17 protein-coding genes and 1 pseudogene are annotated in these 17,020 nt (G+C 62.0%); 9 read left to right on the plus strand and 9 right to left on the minus strand.

Features of this window, described 5'->3' with window-relative positions; translation table 11 throughout:
- Positions 1-27 precede the first annotated feature (27 nt).
- Genes ASD44_RS16485 through ASD44_RS16505 form a run of 5 tightly spaced genes read left to right on the plus strand, consistent with a single transcriptional unit; the run spans position 28 to position 3,771 of the window.
- The gene (locus ASD44_RS16485) at positions 28-1,062 is read left to right on the plus strand and encodes an ABC transporter permease (protein ID WP_082542507.1); all 1,035 of its coding nucleotides are present in this window, start codon (positions 28-30) and stop codon (positions 1,060-1,062) included.
- Positions 1,062-1,796, plus strand: coding sequence for an ATP-binding cassette domain-containing protein (locus tag ASD44_RS16490; protein WP_056114380.1), 735 nt, complete (start codon positions 1,062-1,064; stop codon positions 1,794-1,796). Before ASD44_RS16485 ends, ASD44_RS16490 begins: the two co-directional genes overlap by 1 nt.
- A gap of 30 nt (positions 1,797-1,826) precedes the next feature.
- Positions 1,827-2,669 (plus strand): 5-dehydro-4-deoxy-D-glucuronate isomerase, encoded by an 843-nt coding sequence (gene kduI, locus ASD44_RS16495; protein WP_056116402.1) that lies wholly within the window; start codon positions 1,827-1,829, stop codon positions 2,667-2,669.
- Positions 2,666-3,421: a 2-dehydro-3-deoxy-D-gluconate 5-dehydrogenase KduD gene (gene kduD, locus ASD44_RS16500; RefSeq protein WP_056114383.1), complete on the plus strand. Its 756-nt coding sequence runs from the start codon at positions 2,666-2,668 to the stop codon at positions 3,419-3,421. Before kduI ends, kduD begins: the two co-directional genes overlap by 4 nt.
- Positions 3,418-3,771 (plus strand): cupin domain-containing protein, encoded by a 354-nt coding sequence (locus ASD44_RS16505; RefSeq protein ID WP_056114386.1) that lies wholly within the window; start codon positions 3,418-3,420, stop codon positions 3,769-3,771. The genes kduD and ASD44_RS16505 overlap by 4 nt, the downstream gene beginning before the upstream one ends.
- A 167-nt stretch (positions 3,772-3,938) precedes the next feature.
- On the opposite strand, the gene ASD44_RS16510 is transcribed toward ASD44_RS16505, so the two are convergent.
- A complete protein-coding gene (locus ASD44_RS16510; protein WP_056116403.1) occupies positions 3,939-5,762 on the minus strand; it encodes a DEAD/DEAH box helicase in 1,824 nt (607 codons plus the stop codon).
- Between the two features lie 628 nt (positions 5,763-6,390).
- Here ASD44_RS16510 and ASD44_RS18610 point away from each other — a divergent pair.
- Together ASD44_RS18610 and ASD44_RS16515 are read left to right on the plus strand one after the other, a co-directional pair.
- Complete coding sequence (locus tag ASD44_RS18610; protein WP_200946426.1) at positions 6,391-6,558, plus strand: hypothetical protein; 168 nt, start codon at positions 6,391-6,393, stop codon at positions 6,556-6,558.
- A 95-nt stretch (positions 6,559-6,653) separates the two neighbouring features.
- Positions 6,654-7,682, plus strand: a pseudogene (locus ASD44_RS16515) (fatty acid desaturase); the annotation flags it as partial.
- A gap of 240 nt (positions 7,683-7,922) precedes the next feature.
- On the opposite strand, the gene ASD44_RS16520 reads toward ASD44_RS16515, so the two are convergent.
- The 8 genes from ASD44_RS16520 to ASD44_RS16555 are packed head-to-tail and all read right to left on the minus strand — an operon-like array spanning position 7,923 to position 14,783.
- Positions 7,923-9,149: a PhnD/SsuA/transferrin family substrate-binding protein gene (locus ASD44_RS16520; protein WP_056114387.1), complete on the minus strand. Its 1,227-nt coding sequence runs from the start codon at positions 9,147-9,149 to the stop codon at positions 7,923-7,925.
- A 19-nt stretch (positions 9,150-9,168) separates the two neighbouring features.
- Positions 9,169-9,975, minus strand: a complete 807-nt coding sequence (locus tag ASD44_RS16525) for an ABC transporter ATP-binding protein (RefSeq protein ID WP_056114390.1) — start codon at positions 9,973-9,975, stop codon at positions 9,169-9,171.
- Positions 9,972-10,733, minus strand: a complete 762-nt coding sequence (locus ASD44_RS16530; protein WP_056114393.1) for an ABC transporter permease — start codon at positions 10,731-10,733, stop codon at positions 9,972-9,974. Before ASD44_RS16530 ends, ASD44_RS16525 begins: the two co-directional genes overlap by 4 nt.
- Positions 10,730-11,527 (minus strand): ABC transporter permease, encoded by a 798-nt coding sequence (locus ASD44_RS16535; RefSeq protein WP_156459871.1) that lies wholly within the window; start codon positions 11,525-11,527, stop codon positions 10,730-10,732. Before ASD44_RS16535 ends, ASD44_RS16530 begins: the two co-directional genes overlap by 4 nt.
- A gap of 8 nt (positions 11,528-11,535) precedes the next feature.
- Positions 11,536-12,366, minus strand: coding sequence for an SDR family oxidoreductase (locus tag ASD44_RS16540; protein ID WP_200946427.1), 831 nt, complete (start codon positions 12,364-12,366; stop codon positions 11,536-11,538).
- Positions 12,366-12,665, minus strand: coding sequence for a UxaA family hydrolase (locus ASD44_RS16545; RefSeq protein WP_056114402.1), 300 nt, complete (start codon positions 12,663-12,665; stop codon positions 12,366-12,368). Before ASD44_RS16545 ends, ASD44_RS16540 begins: the two co-directional genes overlap by 1 nt.
- The gene (locus ASD44_RS16550) at positions 12,662-13,558 is read right to left on the minus strand and encodes an NAD(P)-dependent oxidoreductase (RefSeq protein WP_056114406.1); all 897 of its coding nucleotides are present in this window, start codon (positions 13,556-13,558) and stop codon (positions 12,662-12,664) included. The genes ASD44_RS16545 and ASD44_RS16550 overlap by 4 nt, the downstream gene beginning before the upstream one ends.
- A gap of 52 nt (positions 13,559-13,610) precedes the next feature.
- Complete coding sequence (locus ASD44_RS16555) at positions 13,611-14,783, minus strand: UxaA family hydrolase (protein WP_162246430.1); 1,173 nt, start codon at positions 14,781-14,783, stop codon at positions 13,611-13,613.
- 131 nt (positions 14,784-14,914) lie between these two features.
- Between ASD44_RS16555 and ASD44_RS16560 the strand changes: the two genes are divergently transcribed.
- Entirely contained in the window at positions 14,915-15,574 is a 660-nt protein-coding gene (locus tag ASD44_RS16560; RefSeq protein WP_274533097.1) for a GntR family transcriptional regulator, read from the plus strand.
- Positions 15,571-16,551, plus strand: coding sequence for an SMP-30/gluconolactonase/LRE family protein (locus tag ASD44_RS16565; protein ID WP_082542509.1), 981 nt, complete (start codon positions 15,571-15,573; stop codon positions 16,549-16,551). The genes ASD44_RS16560 and ASD44_RS16565 overlap by 4 nt, the downstream gene beginning before the upstream one ends.
- The last annotated feature ends 469 nt before the right edge of the window (positions 16,552-17,020 follow it).

Below are 17,020 nucleotides of genomic sequence, written 5' to 3' on the forward strand. Positions count from 1 at the left end.
CGGAGGGTCCCTTGCGCCGGATCCCAGATGTCCTCACCATCACCCAGCTCCGCTCCGGCGGCTTCCGCCGTCGCCCCGCGCCGCGTGCGGACGCAGTCGCCGTTCAGACGCCTGCTCGTCGCGCCCGCCGGCGCCATCCTGGTCGCTTTTCTTGCCTTGCAGGTCATCTGCATCATCTATGCGCTGATCAATCCGGACGAGTTTCGCTACCTCTCTTCCCAGAACCTGACGATCCTGATGAAGGCGATCCCGGTGCTGGGCTGCTTGGCGCTTGGCGTCGGCGTCCTGATGATCGCCGGCGAATTCGATCTGTCGGTCGGGTCGGTCTATACGCTGACCGCGATCGTCATGGCCGTGCAGGTAAACGCCGGCTGGACCCCGTTCCTGGCCGCGCCGATAGCGATCCTGATCGGCGTCCTTATCGGCGTCCTGCATGGGACGATCACGCTGAAGGCGAGGCTGCCCTCGTTCATCGTGACGCTCGGCGGCCTGCTGTTCTGGCGCGGCGCGGTGCTGCTCTACAACGGCGCCGTGCAGGTTCGTTTCGATCCCGGCCCGATCTTCCAGGGCCTGTTCAGCGGCACCTTCCTCGGCATCAACGCGGCCTTCTGGTGGTTCCTGGTCCTGTCGCTCGCCTTCTATGGTCTGCTGCATCGCCACCGCTTCGGCAACCACGTCTTCGCCACCGGCGGCAACCAGGCGGCGGCCACCGCGATCGGCATCAACACCAATCGGGTCAAGATCATCGCCTTCGCCATCGCCGGCGGCATGGCGGCATTCGCCGGCATCCTTGCGACCGTGCGCGTCGGCAGTGTCCAGCCGGGCCAGGGCGTCGGCATCGAACTTCAGGCCATCGCCGCCTGCGTCATCGGCGGCGTCTCGCTGACCGGTGGGCGCGGCTCGATTCTCGGCATTTTCCTCGGCGCCATGCTGATCCACACCATCACCGATGTGCTCCTGCTCCTGCGCGCGCCGGGTTTCTATCTCGACATGTTCATCGCCGTGCTGATCGTCGGCGCGGCCGCTTTCAACAGCCTCATCGAACGCAAGGGCGCCGGTTGATGTCGACTCCGATCCTGGAACTGCACAACATCTGCAAAAGCTTCGGAGCGCTCGACGCTCTGCGCAGCCTGAGTTTCCATATCGGCCAGGGCGAAGTGATCGGCCTGCTCGGCGACAATGGGGCGGGCAAGTCGACCGCCGTCAACCTGATATCCGGCATCCACAAGCCGACCTCGGGACATCTCAGCGTCGACGGCAAGCAGACGCTCTTCACCTGCCGCATGGACTCGGCCGAAGCCGGCATCGAAACGATCTACCAGAACACCGCGCTCGTGGATTCGTTGTCGATCACCCGCAACATATTCATGGGTCGCGAACGCTGTTCAGGCGGCGGGTTCCTCAAGCTGTCCGACATGCGGGAGATCGCCATGGAGGTCCTGCAGAGCGCCGTGCACATATCGGGCATCGACTCGCCGGACATGCTGGTCGGTGAATTGTCCGGTGGCCAGAAACAGGCCGTCGCGATCGCCCGCGCCGTCTTCTTTAAGCGACGCATCCTGATGCTCGACGAGCCGACGTCGGCGCTGTCGGTGCGCGAGACGGAAGCGCTGCTCAACCAGGTGCTGAGGCTCAAGGCCGAGAACGTCTCGAGCGTGTTCGTCACCCACAATCTCTATCACGCCTACCAGGTGTGCGACCGCTTTGTAATCATGAGCCATGGGACGAAGGTCTTCGACGTGGCGAAGGCCGATACGTCGATCAGCCAGCTGACCGAATATGTCGTTCTGACCTGACAGCCCGGTTCTTCAGAAAAGGCAATGCAAGTGAGGATTTCCGTGAACATACGCCAGGTCATCGGCCCCGAAGACGCCGCCCGACGCGACACAAGTGGATTGCGGGACGCCTTCCTGATCGAAGACCTGTTCCACCCTGGAGATATCAATCTCACCTACAGCCATCTCGATCGAATGATCGTCGGGGGTATCATTCCACTGGCGCAGCGACTGACTATCGACCACGTGAAGGAAACCGGCACCGAGCGGTTTCTCGAACGGCGCGAGGCCGCCATTCTCAACATTGGCGCTCCAGGCGTCGTGACGGCCGGCGGCATCGATTATCCGCTTGGCTTCCAGGAAGCGCTCTATGTCGGGATGGGCGAGGGTCCGCTCACTTTCGCAAGCGATGATGCGGACAATCCCGCGCGCTTCTACCTACTCAGCGCACCGGCGCATCGTACCTGCCCGTCGGTTCTGATCACGCTCGACATGGCCAAGAAGGTGCGCACCGGCTCCGCCGAGGAGGCCAACGCCCGCACCATCAACCAATATGTGCATCCGGATGTCTGCGAAAGCTGCCAGTTGCTGGTCGGGCTCACCATCTTCGAACCCGGCTCGGTGTGGAACACCATGCCGGCGCACGTGCACGACCGGCGCATGGAGGTCTATCTCTATTTCGGCATGGAGGAGGCGACGCGGATATTCCATTTCATGGGCGAACCGCACGAGACACGGCATCTCGTGGTCAAGAACCATGAAGCGGTGCTGTCCCCCGGCTGGTCCATTCATTCCGGCGCCGGCACCGGGCGGTATTCCTTTATCTGGGCGATGGCCGGTGACAATATGAGCTTCACGGACATGGACAAGGTTCCGATGGACAGTTTGCGATGAACCTGTTCGATCTTTCCGGCCGCTGCGCCATCGTCACCGGCGCCAATACGGGTATCGGCCGGGCGATCGCCGCAGGGCTTGCCAGGGCCGGCGCCGACATCATCGGCGTCGGGCGTTCGTCGATGGACGAAACGGCAGCATCCATCTCGTCGACTGGTCGGGTTTTTCACGCGTTGAACGCCGATCTTTCCAGGGTCGAGGCGGCGCGGGATGTCGTCGCTCAGGCGCGGGCATTGGGCGCGAAGCCGGATATCCTGGTCAACAATGCCGGGATCATAAGACGCGCCGATACGGTCGACTTTACCGAAGCGGATTGGGATGCCGTGATCGATACAAATCTGAAATCGGTGTTCTTCCTTTGCCAGGCGTTTGCGAAGGCGGTCCTGGATGACGGCATTCCGGCAAAGATCATCAACGTCGCCTCCCTCCTGTCCTTCCAGGGCGGTATTCGCGTGGCCTCCTACACGGCGTCGAAAAGCGGTATTGCCGGATTGACCCGGCTGATGGCCAACGAATGGGCAGTCCGCAACATCAACGTCAATGCCATCGCCCCCGGTTATGTCGAGACCAACAACACGCAAGCCCTGCGCGCCGATGCCGAGCGCCATGCCGATATTCTCATACGCATACCGGCAGGGCGTTGGGCGCAGCCGGACGATATGGCGGGGGCCGCCATCTTCCTCGCCTCGCGCGCCTCGGATTATGTCCACGGCACGATTTTGCCTGTGGATGGCGGGTGGCTGGCGCGATGACCAAGGACAAGCTCTTGCCTACATTCTATTCCCTCCCTGAAGATCTGGTCTGGACCGAACTGGCGCCCGGCAACCGCCGTGCGGTCTTGTCGGCGCGACCGGAATTGATGCTGGTCGCCTTCAGCTTCGAAAAGGGCGCCGTCGGCGCGCTGCATTCCCATCCGCATACGCAAGTCAGCTATGTTGCTGAGGGCGCCTTCCTGGTCACGGTGGATGGCGTGACGAAGACGCTGAGGGCCGGCAGCAGCTTCATGGTCGCACCGAACCTTCTGCACGGCGTTCTCGCGCTCGAAAGGGGATTGCTGATCGACACCTTCACGCCGTGCAGGGATGATTTCATCTCGCGGTGATCCTTCATCAGCCCGGCAGGGATGGCGGGCGTCCGGTCATCATCCACGCCCGTTCAGCTACCGACGCTTGCCCCTGCCGGTGAATTCTTGCCGAGTATCGTCGATACCGGGCCTTGCACAATATCTCGTTGGCCTGCCAAAGCGTCGGTTCTCCCGCTCCAGAGCCTTTAGCTTCTCGGCAGCCTCGGATGCTTCGGCTTGCCCTTGTGCCTACGGACTTTGTCGCGATCGGCATTCAGTGGTTTATCCAGATGCCCAGGGATATTCTCGGGCCCTCGGCCTTTGCCGATTTTCGGCCCTGCCTGCCAATCTGAGCCACGGGCCCCTTCGGCAGGCTTGATGACGATGCCCGGCTGAATGGCGCCAGGCCGTTTGATCTGCCCCGCGAAATCGGCCGCCCTGTCGGCTGCGATCTCGAAGCGGGTTTCCGTGTCGTCGATTCTGATCGAGCCGACATCACGCTTCGACACGCCGCCGGCCTTGCAAATCATCGGCAACAGCCATTTTGGATCGGCGCGCTGCTTGCGTCCGAGCGACAAGGTGAACCAGACGCCACCCTCCATATCGGATTTCCGAGGTTCTCGCGCCTTCACGGAGCCGCGTTCGTCCTCGACTCGGCCGCCTCGTTTGAGCTTTCCTGCCTGCATGGTTGCGACGGGCAGCGGAGAAATATCCTCCGGCACCGGGCGGGCGGCAAGCTGTTGGCGCAAGAAGACAACGGCAATCCGTTCCGGGGAGGCCTTTTCAAGCAGTTCCGCCACGAACGCCGCCTCCACCTCGTCTGGCTCAGCGGTGGAAACCGCCGTATCAAGGATTTGCCTGCGATAGCGCGCCTCGATCTCCATAAAGGAGGGGGCGGCGCGCACAATGGCCGACAGCTTGGCAAGTGTCAGAACACGTTGGGCTGCGACGCGCCTGTTCTCGGGCACGATAAGTACGCAAATCCCCTTGCGGCCCGCGCGCCCGGTTCGGCCGGAGCGGTGGAGCAGCGTCGCGGGATTGCTCGGCACATCCGCGTGGATCACCAGATCAAGATTTGGCAGGTCGATGCCGCGCGCCGCGACATCGGTCGCCACACAGACATGCGCACGACCGTCGCGCATGGACTGCAAGGCGTTCGATCGCTCCGACTGCGCCATCTCTCCCGACAGGGAAACGACCGAGAAGCCGCGATTGGCAAGCCGGGCGGACAGGTGCCGCACCGCCTCGCGAGTGTGGCAGAATACCAGCGCACTCGCGCTGTCGGAATCGAGCAACGTATTGATAACGGCATGTTCGCGCTCGTCACGCCGAACCAGCATCATCTGATATTCGATATCGGCGTGCTGCTCGGTAGAAGCTGTGGCCGCGATGCGCACCGCGTCCTTCTGGAAACTCCTGGCCAGTTCCGCGATCCCGCGAGGGACTGTCGCCGAAAACAGCAGCGTCCGGCGCTCTTGTGGCGCCGCGCCGAGAATAAATTCAAGGTCCTCGCGGAAACCCAGGTCCAGCATCTCGTCGGCCTCGTCGAGGACGATCGCACGGATCGCGCCGAGATCGAGCGTCCCCTTGTTGATGTGGTCGCGCAGGCGGCCGGGCGTGCCGACGACAAGATGTGCACCGCGCTCCAAGGCACGGCGTTCCGTACGCATATCCATGCCACCGACACAGGTCGCGGTCTGGACGTACGTCGCGGCATAGAGCCAATCCAGTTCCCGCTGCACCTGGATCGCCAGTTCGCGTGTCGGCGCGATAACCAGTCCGAGAGGACGCTCAGCCGCCTTGAATTTTTCGGTATTGCCCAAAAGCGTCGAGGCGATCGCGATGCCGAAAGCGACCGTCTTGCCGGAGCCGGTTTGTGCCGAAACCAGAAGGTCGGCGTCGCCATGACCGCCGTTCGCCATCTCCATCTGGACCGGCGTCAACTGGGTGTAGCCCTTCGCTTTCAGTGCAAAAGCGAGGTCTGGGTGGATGGCATTCGGAAAGGAAAATGTCTCGTTGGCAGGCGTCATGGTCGCGGTCTCTGTTTGAAGCCGCATATCATGATAGCTGCCCGGGCGCCTAATGACGTTCGTGGGCCTCTCCTAAGAAACTGACACCGATCGTCCAATGACGCTTGTGTTGCCGTCGCTTTGCATCTGCTCTGCGATCGAAAATTCGTTGCCGAAGGTCGTGGTTCTGACGCCGCCAGAGCCAAATCGCCAAATTAAAGATGTCACTTATAAGTTATTTTAACAATATATAAAAAGCAAAGACTAAGTTTTTATTTTTATAATTAAGTCAAACATCTCCTGCTGTAAGAAATAAAAAAATTTTTAAATACTTATAATTAACTGACCCGGTTAAGTCGTACAGGAGATATTTTGAATGGCGCAAGAATTATCTCAAGGATTATCGTCGAGCGCCTATCTTTTGAGAGCCAACCAGGTTACCTTGGCAATGTCGCATCCGTTCGCGGCTTCAGAAGATATCGAGAATCCGGCCACTCCACGACTGCCTCGTTATCCGGCGCGTCGTGAGGGTTCTAGCTATCGCGCCCGACACGAAGGCAAGGGCTCAATGCTCTTGAGTTTGATACTTGGTCGCTAACGAATTTTTAGGCGGGCCTCTCGTCGACCGCAAGCAATAGGAGTTCATTTGATGATTACCTATGTCAAAAATCCTGATCTGACGCCCACGGCCAAAGATACAGAACAAAATCGCTTCGAAACCATCCGCAAGGCGGCCGCAGATCGGCACAAGAAAGCAGACACCGACGGCGCCCGGCGGCGGACTCGCCAGACGGTCGAGGACAACCGCCTCCGATAAAAGGGTAGTGCGCCCGCTTGTATGCAGTCATATGGCTTCTGCCTGCCGGCCTTTCGCGTGGCGGCCGCTCACGCATGGAGAACTGACCGTTGTCGTTGACGCAATCCGCCACTTCCATCTGCCCGTTTGCGGACAACCAACGGTCTTGGCCAGCGGTTCTCGCCAGGTATCGGCAGCCGCGCAGGGCGCGTAGCCTTCTTGAACTCACACTCACACTTTTCCCCTTTATCGGCTTTTGGGCACTGGCCGTAATGACGGTGCATCATGGCTTTTGGTGGGGGATGGCGCTAACGGTTCCCGCGGCTGGCTTCCTACTTCGACTATTCATGATTCAGCACGATTGCGGTCACGGCTCCTTCTTCGCTAACCGCAGGGCGGATGACTGGACCGGTCGCCTGATCGGCGCCCTGACGTTCACGCCTTATGATTATTGGCGCCGGGCGCACGCGGTGCATCATGCCTCTGCCGGCAATCTCGACGAGCGCGGCGTTGGCGACATCACCACGCTGACGGTAGCCGAGTACCGGCAGATGTCGTGCTTGCGCAAGCTCGGCTACAGGCTCTACCGCAATCCAGCCGTGATGTTCGGCATTGGCCCCATCTGGCTTTTCCTGTTCAAGCAAAGACTACCTTTCGGCATGATGCGATCAGGGCTGGAGCCATGGGTCTCGACGATGACGACCAATCTGGCGATCCTGGTTCTGGCTTTCGGCCCCATCTGGTTTGTAGGACTTGCGCCGGTCATGCTGGTGCAGTTGCCGATCGTGGTGTTGGCAGGATCGGCGGGCATCTGGCTGTTTTATATCCAGCATCAGTTCGAGGAAACGCACTGGTCGCAAAGTTCGCAATGGCAATTCCAGGACGCCGCTTTGCACGGCTCCTCGTATTACGTGCTGCCCTTCGGCCTGCGATGGCTGACCGCCAACATCGGCATTCATCACGTCCACCATCTATCGAGCAGAGTGCCATATTATCGGCTTCCGGAAGTACTTCGCGACTATCCGGAGCTGCGGGACGTCGGTCGCATTACCGTCATGGAGAGCTTTCGCTGCGTCAAGCTCGTCCTGTGGGATGAACAGGCCCAGCGCCTCGTTTCGTTTCGTGACATGCGCGCATGCCGTCTTAATGAGAAACATCTCGCCACTATGACGAATCATCTCGCCACTATGACGAATATTGACATGGCTGCAGGCGCCAGGTCAGCGGATTGGCAATGCCGCCACGATGGTCGGTGATGATGGGCGCTTGCAGCCATCGCCGGTCTGTCAGGCATTTGCCGAGCTGAGACCTGGAGCAAAGCGCTTCTTTAGCGTGATGTCCTTAAGCACCCGGCGCAAATGCGCGCCGGGTGTCTGTTCGGGCGATTATTTCGCAGCCCACTTGTCCATCTGCCACGAAGGCAGGCCACGCAGATCCTGAGCGGAGGTATCGGTAAAGCCCTTTTCGTCCGGCACCTTGCCGCTCGCCTCGTAGACCTTGGCAAGCAAGGGCGCCGATTTCGCGAAGCCTGCCTTGACCTGCTCCCAGCTCAACGGAGCGTCGATCTGCTTGCCTTCAACCATGAAATTCGAGATCTGCAGGATTGCGGCTGCGTCGCCCTCGGTCGGCCAGATCCAGCCGCGGCGGAACAGAACCTCGTCCTCGACGACCTTGGCGCCGAGCTCGGACGGCAGGCCCCAATATTTGTTGACCATGTCGGAGACGGCAGCCGGTTTTTCCTTGCCGAGTGCGACCAGCGCCCGCTGGGCGGCGACCAGGAAGGCCTGGCCGATCGGGGCGTCGTCGGTCACGATGCGGTCCGAGCAGATCCAGAAAGAGCGGTGCAGGTAATAGCCATCCGGATAGAATTTCGACTTCTTGACGCTCTCGAGCAGATGTCCCGCGCCTTCGCCGGCGGGGCCGCTATAACCGTCCTCGGTATAGCCGAATGAATTCATGATGCCCTTGACGCCGATCTCGGCCTTGGCCTTGAGGAAGGCCGGATAAATGGCGATGGCGGCATCCATGCCCTGCGGCACCGATGCGGCCTGCGCCTGCGTCGGCGTGTTGACGATGGTGATGCCGAAGGCCTTCGGATCCGCATTGCCGGTCTCGTAGAGCAACATCTGTGAAAGGGCGTTGTAGGGATCGCCGCCGACCAGCGCGCCGACCGTCTTGCCCTTCAGGTCCTGGATCGTCTTGATGTCGGAGTCCGCGCGCGTGCACAGCACCATGCGCAGGTGGCCTTCGCCTACCGTCAGGATATTGATGGGTTGCTGCTGTGCCAGAAGCCTGACGATCGGGGTGTTGCCCCACATGCCGATATCGAGGTCGCCGGACAGGAAGGCTTCGACCATCGGCAGGGCTGACGGGTAGTCGCGCCAGTCGACTTCCAGCTCGTAGCCGAGTTCGCTTGCTGCCTGTTCGAGCATCTTGTCGGCGATCATCTTTTGCGTGATCGGCGAATTTCCGGCAGCAAATGGCTGGCGCCCTACGGAAACCTTGGCTTTCTTCCCAGCCTGGGCCCGCCCGATCGAAGGCAGCGCGAGCATGCTGGCGGCGCCAGCCATGAAGTGCCGCCGGTTGAGGCGGAATGGATTCAACACAGTCATCAGTCTTCCTCCCTTGGTTTCATTTCATCGTTGCGCGATAGGCTTCTTCGCGGATCAGTTCCCAGATCTCCTGGGACAGTTCGGCAAACCTTGCGGATTTGCGCGTTTCGCCATTGCGTGGCCGTGGCAGGTCGATATCGACGATCGCTTTCAGCCTTCCCGGATGGCTGCTGAGGACGACGACGCGATCGGCAAGAAACACGGCCTCGTCGATGCCATGCGTGACGAACATGACGGTCCTGCGCGTCTCCTGCGCTGTATCCTGACCCCAGATACGAAGCAGCTCTTCCTGCAAAATGATGCGGGTCTGCGCGTCCAGCGCGGCCAGCGGCTCGTCCATCAGCAGGATGTCGGGCTGGTTGGCGACCAGCCGGCCAAGCGCGACGCGCTGGCGCATGCCACCGGACAACTGGTGGGGATACTTGTTCTCGGCGCCGGAAAGACCAACGAGCGCGATCGCGTCATCTACCCGCTTGCGGCGCGCTTCGCTGGAGACGCCCTGGCCGGGCTTGCCGTAGAGCAGGCCGAATTCGATGTTGCCGCGCACGGTGCGCCAGGGAAACAGCGCATAATCCTGGAACATCACGCCGCGCTCGGCGCCCGGTCCGGAAATCGCGACGCCGTCGAGCAGGATTTGTCCCGAAGAGGGACTATCGAGCCCGGCGAGCATATTGAGGACCGTCGTCTTGCCGCAGCCCGAGGGTCCTACGACGGCGAGGAACTCGCCGGCACGGATATCGAAACTGAGGTCGGACAAAGCAACGAAAGCGTTGTTTACGTGCCCGAAGCTTTTGTTGACGCCCTTCAACGCGATCTTCGGCATCATCGTGCGTTACTCCATGGGGTGATGAAGGTCAGGCAGAGGCTGACCAGCCGGTCGAGGCAAAAAGCGACCACGCCAACCGCCGCCATGCACACGACGATGCCGCTGAGCTGGATGCTGTAGGCGTAGAAGACGAACATCATCTGGCCGATGCCGCCGCTGCTGCCTGACTTCGCGCCGACCGCCAGCTCCGCCGCGATGATGGCTGTCCAGGCGACGCCAAGGGCGATCCTCATGCCGACCAGGATTGACGGCATCGCTGCCGGAAGCAGCACCGCATGAAGGCGGGTGAGGGGCGACAGGCCCATCGTGTGGGCGGCGCGCAGAAGCGAAGGCTCGACATTCTTGACGCCGGAGATCGTGTTGACCAGCACCGGGAAGAAGGCCGCGTAAGCGACGATGGCGATTGCCGCGGTGTTCCCCGTGCCGAGCCAGAGAATGACCAGCGGCAGGATGGCGATGGCGGCGACCGGCCGGAAGGATTCGACCACAGGATCGAGATTGCGCTCGACCGAACGGACCGCGCCCATGACGAGGCCGAGCGGCACGGCGACAAGGCAGGCAACGACGAAGCCCGCAAGCACCCGCACGATGCTTGTCGAAAGACCCGCCAGCAATTCTCCGCTGGCGATGAGTTCGCCCGCCGCAACGAAGACCGTGGAGGGGCTTGGGGCGCGCGGACTGCCGGAGAGCCGGACCAACACCTCCCACAAGACAAGCAGTCCGACGGGGGACATGAGGCGGATGGCGAGCCACTTCATGGCAGCACCCGGTCGCGGGACCACGGAGTGAGCCAGGTTTCGGCCAGACGCAGCAGCTTGTCGGTCAGGGACCCGAGAATACCGATGACCACGATGAAGGCGATGACGTGGTCCGTCGCCAGCATGGAGCGGAAATATTCGATGGCATATCCGAGACCGCTGGGTGCTCCGACCAGTTCCGCGGCCACCACGGCCGTCCAGGCTGCGGCCACGGCAAGCCGCAGCGAGACGATGATGGAGGGCAGGGCGCTCGGCAGGACGACATGCAGCACCAGCGGCATCCCGGTCACGCCCATGGTGCGGGCGGCGGCGAGCAGGCGCCGGTCGGTGCCGCGCACGCCTGCGGCGGTTCCAATGATCAGCGGAAACAACGCCGTATAGAACATGATGAAAACCGGCAGCGTGTTGCCGATGCCGAACATGAAAAGAGCGAGCGGTATCCAGGCGATGCCGGCGATCGGCCGCAGCAGCTCGATCGGCAGCTCGAACGCATCTTCCCAACTGCGGCTAAGTCCGATCACCAGTCCCAGCGGCAGACCGATCACCGCGGCCGCCAGCATTGCCACGACAAGCCGCAACAGGCTCGTGAACGCATGGAAGGCGAGGTCGCCGTCCCGAGCGGCATCGAGCAGGGCCCAAAAGACACTCGTCGGCGACGGAAGCAGGAGACGGTTGGAAATGAGCATTGCGCCGACGAACCAGATCCCGATAAAAATCAGCATCGTCCGGAAATAGACGAGAACGCCGTGGGCTCTGGCGTTGCGCGGGGGGCGGCCCGCGGGGGCTGTCCGCACGATCTCGCTCACAGATGCGCCCCGCCGGTTGCCTCGAGATTTGCGCCGGTGATGTAGCTGCCCGCGTCCGAGCACAGGAGCAGCGCCGCCGCCGCCATTTCTTCGGGCCTTCCGGCGCGCCCGAGAGGCGAAAACCGCTCCTGGATGTCGTGCCAGACCTTGGCGTCCTGCCGACGCCAGCGATTGCGTTCCGTCGCTATGAGGCCGGGCGCCAGATTGTTGACAGTGACGCCGTAGCGGGCGTTGTCCCGCGCGAGGTTCATCGCCAAATTTGTCTGGGCGCTCTTGAGCGCCGCGTAGACCGGTTGATCGGCGTCCGGCTTCATCTCGTTGATGCTGCCGATGGTCAGGATGCGTCCCCAACCCTGTTCCCGCATTCCCGGCAGCGCCGCCTGCAGCAGTTCGAGTGTCGCGAGGAAGTTGATGCGGACCTGCCGCTCCATCTCCTCCATGGGATAGTCGTCAAAGGGTATCCGCTTTTGCACCGACGCGCAGACGACCACCACATCGATGCCTGAAAGCGCGGCGCGGGCGGTTTCGACGCAGCGTCTCGCCTCGCCGGTAACGGAGAAGTCCGCTTCGACTGCGACCCCTCGGTGCCCGCGTGCTTCGATCTCCCCGACAACGGTGGCGGCGGCATCGGGCAGGCCGAATGCCGCGTCGGCTGCCGCGGAATAATGCACGGCAATGTCGGCGCCGGCTTCGGCAAAGGCCAGGACGATGTCGCGGCCGATGCTGACGCTTCCCCCCGTCACGAGCGCGCGTCGGCCCTCCATGGAAAAGCGGCGCGCCAGCCGCCGGGCGTTGGACGTCGCGATATCGGTGTCGTCTTGCGCCATCATCGTGCCCTGAGGCTGACAAGGTTATGGACGTGCACATGCTCGCCCTTCACGACCGGCGCGGTGAGTTCACCAATGATCTCGCCATATTTGCGGACGCGATGACCGGCCGTCATATCGTGCATCGCCACCTTGTGGCCGGTTGGCAGCGCCGTTCGGATGTCGACCAGGCAAATGTCCGCGCCATTGAGCGTCCGGATGCGTTCGCCGGCGGCAACGTCGCGCAGGACGACGGCGATATCGTCGTCCTTGTGCAGGACCAGCGCATCGGGCCGTTCATTGTGCGCCGAACCGGTCATTGCGCGAGACGCACCGTGACGCCCGCCTCGTCCTCGCGGAGCTTGAGGACGGCGCCGACGTCCTTGTTGGCGAGTCCTCGCGCCATCGCCTCGGCCAATGCTTCAAGCGTCGCCGAGCCGACCGGGGTGGAAACGCCCAACTCCTGGTTCATCCCGATGGCGAGCCGGCAGTCCTTGTGGGCCAGCTTCACCATGAAGCCAGGCTCGAAATCGCCCTTCAGGGCGCGAGCGTGCATGGCAATGGCGAGCTGATTGTTCCAGGCCATGGTCGTCTTCAGCACGCTGATCATCGTGTCGAGCGTGAGGCCCGCCTTGCGCCCGGCAACCAGCGCTTCGGAACTCGCAGTGATCAGAACGCTTGCCAGCAAGTTGTTGACGAGCTTCATGGCCTGTCCCATGCCGAGTTCGCCACAGCGGATGAGATCCTGGCCCATGAGGCGCAGGATCGGTTCTACCTGGGTGATGACCGCATCCTCGCCGCCGAGCATGAGCGTGGAGGTGCCGGCGATCGCCTGGTCGACCGTCTTGCCGACGGGAGAATCGATCATGTCGACGCCCTTTTTCTTAAACAGCGCCCCGATCCGCCGCGTCGTGGCGGGATCGATCGTGCTCATGTCGACATAGACAGAGCCTGGCCGGATGTTTTCAAGAATGCCCCCGTCACCGGTCGCAGCGGCCTCGACGTCGGGAGCGTCGGGCAACATGGTGAAGACGATTTCGGCAGATTTTGCTGCCTCGGCGATGGACACCGCGGCTCTGGCGCCATGCCCGACCAGTTTCGCGACCGACTTCGGATTCAGGTCGAATACGATGAGATCGTGACCACCTTTCAAAAGGTTCGTCGCCATCGGTGCTCCCATGGTGCCGAGCCCGATAAAGCCAATCGTCGTCATCACGTTCTTCCTGTCCTGTTAGGCGTTCGATCTTTGATCAAACCTTTGTCCACTAGAGAGACCCGAGAATCCGCGTCGGCACTTCCAGCCCTTCCTTCAGCACCTCGCCCCATGTCAGCTTGCCGTTGCAAACTTCGACCAGGGAAGCCACCAAACGCGATCCGGCATCGGCGATGCTCTCAACACCCAAAAACGTGTCGCCGGCATCGAAATCGATCTGCTCGCGCAGGCGCGCCGTTGTCGCCGGTTGCGCGGTAATCTTGAGGGTAGGGGCGATGGCGTTGGTGAAGCTGTTGCCGGGGCCTGTGGTGAAGAGCATGATCTGGGCTCCAGCGGCGGCGAAGCCGGTCAGCGACTCGGGGGAGAAGGACGGACCATCCATGGCGTGGACGCCCGCTCCAACCGGCTTTTCTCCGACCGAAACCAGGCTCTGGATCGGCCGCGTGCCCGATTTGACGATTGCGCCCAGAGATTTCTCCTCAATGGTCGAGAGCCCGCCGCGAATGTTCTCTTCGCCCGGATTGTTGCCGGTGAGGCTTTTGCCGGAGGACCGCGCCCATTGCTCCCGCCGCTCAACGGCGGCGACGATCGCCTCGGACAGTTCCGGTGTCTTCGCCCGCTTTGCCAGCAGATGCTCGGCGCCCAGCCATTCTATGGTCTCGCCCAGAATGATCGTCGCGCCGAGGTCGGCGAGCCGGTCGACGGCGGCGCCGACGACCAGGTTTCCCGCCACACCGGAGCTTGCGTCGGAATGGCCGCATTCAATCCCGATGATCAACTCGGAGATTGGGGCCTGTTCGCGCGGTTGATCGGATATCAGCCGGGCAAGCCGGGCGGCGCGGCGGATGCCAAGATCGACCAGCGCGAGCATGTCTTCCTGGGTCTCGGCGAATGTAACGACGTCACACGGCTTGCCGATTTGGCTAATCCGCGCCGTGACGGCATCAGCGGACATCTGGTCGACACCGACGACGAGCACCGCGCCCACATTGGGGTTTTTCGCAAGACCGATGAGTTGGTTCATGTGAAGCGAGAAGTCGGGCTCGATCTGACCGCGTCCGGCATGGGTGGCCGCCAGCGTCGCGCCGAGAATGTTGGCGGCGATGCGTTCCGCGGCGCGTGCGGCCAGGCCGTTGATGCCCAGAACCAGCATATGGTTGCGGATACCGAATTGCCCGTCGGTCCGGCGATAGCCAAATATCTTCGCACCATCGACGTCCGACACCAATTCGTCTCCTGCCCTCGGTCCTTAATCTACGAATTGGACCATATTTGATCAAAAAATATCATGCAAGAGCAGAAATTGACAATTTCCAGCGGCTATGCATGCTGGATTTGCTCAAATCGGGATTTGGCATGGCAAGAACATCCGACATCGGACAGCAAATGCGGAATGACATAATCGCCGGCGCTCTGCCCTTTGGAGCCCGCCTGCGGATCGATGAACTGGCGCACCGCTACGGCGTCAGCCATATGCCGGTCCGGGAAGCATTGCGTGTCCTGCATGGCGAGGGGCTTGTCGTCATCGAGCCGAACCGCGGCGCCCGTGTCCAGTCAATGGACCGCGGCTTCATCGAGGATCTCTTTGACATTCGCAGCGCTATCGAAACCATGCTCGCCAAGCGCGCCGCCGAGCGCCGCACGCAAGCCGATATCGCGAACCTGCAGGCGATCGAGGACGAACTCGAAGCGCGGGTCCATCGCGGCGACTATTTGATCGTGCCGGAGGCGAACAAGAACTTCCACAGTGCAATCAACGATGCTGCGGGCAATCCGGGAGCGCTGTCGATCGTCGAGCGCCACTGGCTTCTGATGGCGGCGCTCTGGCAACGTCTCGGCGTCGAGGAAGGACGCTTTCCTATCGTGATCGATGATCATCGGCAGCTGATCCGCGCCATCGAGCGGCGCGATGCGACATCGGCCTCCGTGCTGATGGGCGCTCACATAGAACGCGCCAAGCACGATCTCCTCGACCGGTTCCATGAGTTCGAGCAGCGCACGGGAGCGGCCGCGTGACCGCGACGACAGATGGCGACGTCGCGCCTGTCGTCCACAATGAAGATATTTTGGGAGAGAGCCCGTTTTGGGACTGGCGGACCGGGTACCTCTATTGGGTGGATCTTCGCAAGCCTGCGTTGCACCGCCTCGACCCGGCCACCGGGGTTGTTCAAAGTTGGGGGATGCCGAGCTTTATCGGCTGTGTGGTGGGACGCCGCTCCGGCGGGGTGGTCGTGGGGCTTGCCGACGGTCTCTACGCCTTTGCGCCGGAAAACGGAGGCTTGTCGCGTCTGTTGCCGCTGGAGGCCGATGTCGCGGACCATCGATTGAACGACGCCAAGTGTGATGCGCAGGGGGCGTTGTGGATCGGAACGATGCGGGATTTCGGCCGTGCCCCGACTGGCCGCCTCTATCGTATTGCGCCGGATCTGTCGGTTTCGGTCATACGGCGCGACGTGTCCGTCCCGAACGCCATCTGTTTTTCTCCCGACGGCGGAACGCTGTATTTCACCGACAGCCGCCTTGGGACACTTGAAAGTGCGACGCTCGATGCCCAGCGGCAAGGCGTGGCCCAGTGGAAGACCATCCTTTCCGCAAGCCGTTTCCCGGGAAGTCCCGACGGCGCCACTGTCGATGCGGAAGGTCTGATCTGGCATGCGCGCTACGGCGGTGGCGCCATTGTCCGGCTGGCGTCTGACGGCCGTATCGACCGCGAACTCAAGCTGCCTGTTTCGCAGCCGACGTCCTGCGCTTTTGGCGGTCCGGATCTCTCGACGCTTTACGTCACGACCGCGCGCCAGGGATTGTCGGCCGCGCAACTGGCTTGCGAACCGCTGGCCGGGGCGCTGTTCGCTGTCGGGCTCGAAGTCCAGGGCAGGCGCGAGCCGCTTTTTGGCGGCGGATCGGTCAGCGCAGACGCCGGGAACGAAGCGGCATCATTTCCGGGACTGGTTGGCAAGGCCGGAATTGGGAGTAGACGACTTCAAGGCGCATAAATTGTATCTGGCGCAATTGCAAACGGGAGGGTCGTTTACCGCGGATGCGCGTTTGGGGAACGGGAGTGCAAAGCATCTACACCCTGGCGTTGGAGGCCATCGCGGTAGGCCGCAATCTCTCGGGCGTCATTGACAGCCATGGCTTTGGCGAGACCGTAGATTTGGAACGGCTTGCCACGGAGGGCGAACTCGACGTGCCGGTCCGCCATCCCGAACCTGCGCATATGATCCTATCGGGAACCGGGACTCACACACTTGGGTTCGGTGTCCACCCGGGACACGATGCATTCGGCGGCCAACGGCGTCGGCCTGATGGACTCCATGAAGATGCTCCGCATGGGGCTGGAAAATGGAAAGCCGGGCGCCGTCATGGCCGACGCTTGTCAGTGCACTGGTCGCAAGCTGTTTGCTTATCTCCCGCCTCCAGAAGACGAGCGGGAACGATGCCGACCGCCTGCGCAAATACCTT

This window comes from Mesorhizobium sp. Root554, from assembly GCF_001427025.1.
GTDB lineage: Bacteria > Pseudomonadota > Alphaproteobacteria > Rhizobiales > Rhizobiaceae > Mesorhizobium.

Bases quoted from the DNA above. Each gene is read 5' to 3' on its own strand.
- ASD44_RS16505 (WP_056114386.1), top strand. From the start codon at position 3,418: ATGACCAAGGACAAGCTCTTGCCTACATTCTATTCCCTCCCTGAAGAT.
- ASD44_RS16545 (WP_056114402.1), bottom strand. From the start codon at position 12,665: ATGACCGGTTCGGCGCACAATGAACGGCCCGATGCGCTGGTCCTGCAC.
- ASD44_RS16525 (WP_056114390.1), bottom strand. From the start codon at position 9,975: ATGATGCCGAAGATCGCGTTGAAGGGCGTCAACAAAAGCTTCGGGCAC.
- ASD44_RS16530 (WP_056114393.1), bottom strand. From the start codon at position 10,733: ATGAAGTGGCTCGCCATCCGCCTCATGTCCCCCGTCGGACTGCTTGTC.
- ASD44_RS16520 (WP_056114387.1), bottom strand. From the start codon at position 9,149: ATGACTGTGTTGAATCCATTCCGCCTCAACCGGCGGCACTTCATGGCT.
- ASD44_RS16490 (WP_056114380.1), top strand. From the start codon at position 1,062: ATGTCGACTCCGATCCTGGAACTGCACAACATCTGCAAAAGCTTCGGA.
- ASD44_RS16510 (WP_056116403.1), bottom strand. From the start codon at position 5,762: ATGACGCCTGCCAACGAGACATTTTCCTTTCCGAATGCCATCCACCCA.
- ASD44_RS16560 (WP_274533097.1), top strand. From the start codon at position 14,915: ATGGCAAGAACATCCGACATCGGACAGCAAATGCGGAATGACATAATC.
- ASD44_RS18610 (WP_200946426.1), top strand. From the start codon at position 6,391: ATGATTACCTATGTCAAAAATCCTGATCTGACGCCCACGGCCAAAGAT.
- ASD44_RS16550 (WP_056114406.1), bottom strand. From the start codon at position 13,558: ATGACGACGATTGGCTTTATCGGGCTCGGCACCATGGGAGCACCGATG.
- ASD44_RS16485 (WP_082542507.1), top strand. From the start codon at position 28: ATGTCCTCACCATCACCCAGCTCCGCTCCGGCGGCTTCCGCCGTCGCC.
- kduD (WP_056114383.1), top strand. From the start codon at position 2,666: ATGAACCTGTTCGATCTTTCCGGCCGCTGCGCCATCGTCACCGGCGCC.
- ASD44_RS16540 (WP_200946427.1), bottom strand. From the start codon at position 12,366: ATGGCGCAAGACGACACCGATATCGCGACGTCCAACGCCCGGCGGCTG.